The organism is Nostoc sp. CALU 1950 (assembly GCF_051172895.1).
In the GTDB taxonomy this organism is placed as follows: domain Bacteria; phylum Cyanobacteriota; class Cyanobacteriia; order Cyanobacteriales; family Nostocaceae; genus Nostoc; species Nostoc edaphicum_A.
The window spans coordinates 1-3,038 of the sequence record NZ_JBDNJQ010000320.1; the positions used below are offsets into that span (position 1 = coordinate 1).

3 protein-coding genes are annotated in these 3,038 nt (G+C 35.1%); 1 reads left to right on the top strand and 2 read right to left on the bottom strand.

Annotation, left to right across the window (positions count from 1 at the left end; all coding sequences use genetic code 11):
* Positions 1-315: 315 nt before the first annotated feature.
* Complete coding sequence (locus ABF638_RS37420) at positions 316-486, bottom strand: CopG family transcriptional regulator (RefSeq protein ID WP_435027792.1); 171 nt, start codon at positions 484-486, stop codon at positions 316-318.
* 675 nt (positions 487-1,161) lie between these two features.
* On the opposite strand from ABF638_RS37420, the gene ABF638_RS37425 reads away from it, so the two are divergent.
* A complete protein-coding gene (locus ABF638_RS37425; protein ID WP_435027790.1) occupies positions 1,162-1,668 on the top strand; it encodes a hypothetical protein in 507 nt (168 codons plus the stop codon).
* Positions 1,669-1,927: 259 nt separating this feature from the next.
* Here the strand turns inward: ABF638_RS37425 and ABF638_RS37430 are convergent, their stop codons facing one another.
* The gene (locus ABF638_RS37430; RefSeq protein WP_435027791.1) at positions 1,928-2,491 is read right to left on the bottom strand and encodes a type IV pilin-like G/H family protein; all 564 of its coding nucleotides are present in this window, start codon (positions 2,489-2,491) and stop codon (positions 1,928-1,930) included.
* Between the last annotated feature and the right edge of the window lie 547 nt (positions 2,492-3,038).

A 3,038-nucleotide genomic window follows, 5' to 3' on the forward strand; every position in this document is an offset into this window, starting at 1 on the left:
TATCTCCTTTTACATTCTCCCTTATTTTGTATATCTTCCAAAAGTGGATGCTCCCCAGCTTCTTCCCTCAAAGCTAAAAACTACATCAGCATTAATCATGAACTTCCAGGGGAATATTTAAAGAGATACTAAGGAATTTATAGCTTTAGTCTCTGGTAAGTCAAAAGTGGAACTATAAAGTTAGTTTAGCTGTTTTGTTAACCATTTAGGTAGATTTTTTATTGATACAGCAATCAGCATTACCTGAACCAGTTTTTTGCTTTGGTATTGTGTGCTTGAGTTAAACAAAAAAGCGAGTGTTACTCATCAAGCGGTTCAATTTGCATTTGGTGTTTCTTGGGTTGGCAAAGAGCGAATCAACTCTCGAATCACATCGGTTGCTGGTCGTCCTGTGATTGAACAGTATTTTTCTAATCTTTCTGCTTCCCCTGATGCCAGATTAATTGTGAGTCGTTTAGTCGCCCATTTTTTATTCACTGATTTAATCAACTCAAATTAAAACTACTTCTCTAATATCAATCATTCAAACTGTTATCACAATGATAAAAGTAATGATATTATCTTCAAGAAGCTGCAAAGTAAACACTAATAAGTGTAAAGCCGTAGTAAAGAGTTTAAATTTAGTTTAAGTGATGAAGCTTAAGTAATTTAAAGGCAACAATTATGAGTAGAACATAAACTAAAAGTTTTTCTGTAATTAAGCATTCAGTGTAAATACATGGTAAATAGCAGCTTACCGACTGCACTGCTAGAGGCAATTTTGAAACAATCTGAGTTAAACCACGGGCTGCGCCTACACACATTTACCCGCATTTCTCACAAGCTCCTTTGCGTTTGATGATGAGTAATAGTAAATACTCAGTAATAAGTAATGAGTAATAAGTGAAGACTTTACTCACTACTCACTACTAATTACTCCTCCATTCGAGGTATGGTAAGAAATCCGGGATTTAGTGGTTTGTGTTTTTGCGCTAGCTTTCAGGTTTATATAAAGTAACTCGAAGCCAAATATATACATACTACAGTAATAGATTAGTTAGCTCCTGTAGAATTGCAATGTCAAACCCGTACAGTAATAAAAAAAAGATTCGAGGCTGGAAAAAGCAGATTAGAAAAATTAACTATTGGAAGAATTACAATCTCACCCTAGATACAGCAAAATTGCACAAGTCTCAACGAGATTATGTCAAGATCACTATTGACCCCTGGTATCGCTTAGTAAAAAGAAATTCTCCCATTTGGTACAAACGATTAATACTAGAGGCTTTAATAGAGATTTATTTAAATTGGCACAAAAAACTTCAGGAGTGGGGAGAGCCTTTTTACTTAAAGATATGGTTGTTTGACCATCATTTTATTAACTCTCAAGTTGTAGCAGCAACTGGAGATTGGATTGTTGGATATAACAATACTTTTACAAAGAGCAGCGAAAAGAGAGCATTTCCATTTGAAAAATATAAAATTAACAACTTCAGTCTTGAAAATTTTCAGTGGGAACTCCACGCCGAAGAGAATTATTTTTATGAAAAGATTGACCAGTTAAGTGAAGCAGAAATTAACAAAATCAAACAAAAAGCTTACAGGTCAGGTTTTCTCCAGAATGGTGATAAATACTTTGCTATTAAAACAGGAGATGTTTGGATTGGAACGTTACATACGCCATATTAGAGCAACCATCAAAACTGTTTATGGTAGACGCTCTGCGCCATTGCTTGACTACCTATTAAAAACTTTTATTTCTTCTTAATGCGTGCATTTTGAATTTTGAATTCAAAAAATGCTCAGATGTCAAAGTTGTCAACGTATCAACTGGTAGTATTTTCATTGTGCTTTGGACTGTTTACTGAGAATAAAATCCAAATATAGCAGCATGATTATGAATCCGATAAATCCTCCTAAAAACGTCATTAATTGTTTGCAGACTATCCTATTTGATACTTTCAAAACCGATAGGGCAGCTAAAATTACCTTGTTTAAAAATAGGTCGGGGAGGATAAGCTAAAGTCTGTTTTTCGGAGCGGCACATTATTGAAATAGTAGTTTTATTTTTTTGCTCGTAAGCAACTGCACCTATCAGGCTGTTGAAGCCCTGTTTGGTCAGTCCTAATTGAAATACATCAGTTGGGAATTCTTTTATCGGAGTTGCATATATAAATGACTTATCCTTACTCATGTCTACGGTATATCGATAGCGGCTTGTAGCTGTTGGTGCATCTCCATCTCCAAGCTCTAACAACCTATACGATTGAGCAAAAGCTGATTTCTCCGAGAAATATGCTTGTTGTGCATTAATAAATCTTCCAACTGTAGCTTTACTGCTATCACCACAGCCACAGCTTGGTGGAACTCGAATAAACATAATCGGAATCCCAAGTAATAATCCTCCAGTTCCAATAATTAACAAGATTTTTTTAAAGATATTGTTGGTATGGTTACTTGGCTTATTTACATCAAACATATACAACTTTAAAACTAATAGTGCATATTTCATAAATAGCCGCATTCTACCCTTCATTGGGATAGTATTCCTACTGAGTTAAGCTGTTTCAGGCGAAACGATAAAATTTTGTTATCTTCATCGGCATGATTGAACAGATATATATCTACGCTCAAAGTCGCAGATGCCGTCTGTGATGCACTGGCTTGTGCTGACTTCTAACCTTTGTAATGTCAACTTCAAGATTATTCGTTTTTTGCGTAAAACACGAAACTTGAGGTGAATAGTATTATATAACGGTATTTATTATGGATAAACTAGGGACAACACTAAAAGTCCCCTATACAATTTACTTCTATCAAAAACTGTTCTGGCTTGCGTCTAGAGCAGTTTTTGATTGCACGGTAGAAGCCAGATTCACAACTGCATCTAATGGTGAAGCATATAGTATAGGACTTACGCACTTAACTTAGATATAGAAACTAAGCATGAAAAATAGCATAACAACCCATGCTCAATTACAAAATTCACAAAAAATGGTTAATGTTGATAACAGTAACTTTGATATCTGCCTTGTTGCTGGCGATCGCTTCTTCTGCCT

What these genes read in the sequence shown, in the direction of transcription:
- ABF638_RS37430 (WP_435027791.1), bottom strand. Translation starts at nt 2,491, where the DNA reads ATGAAATATGCACTATTAGTTTTAAAGTTGTATATGTTTGATGTAAAT.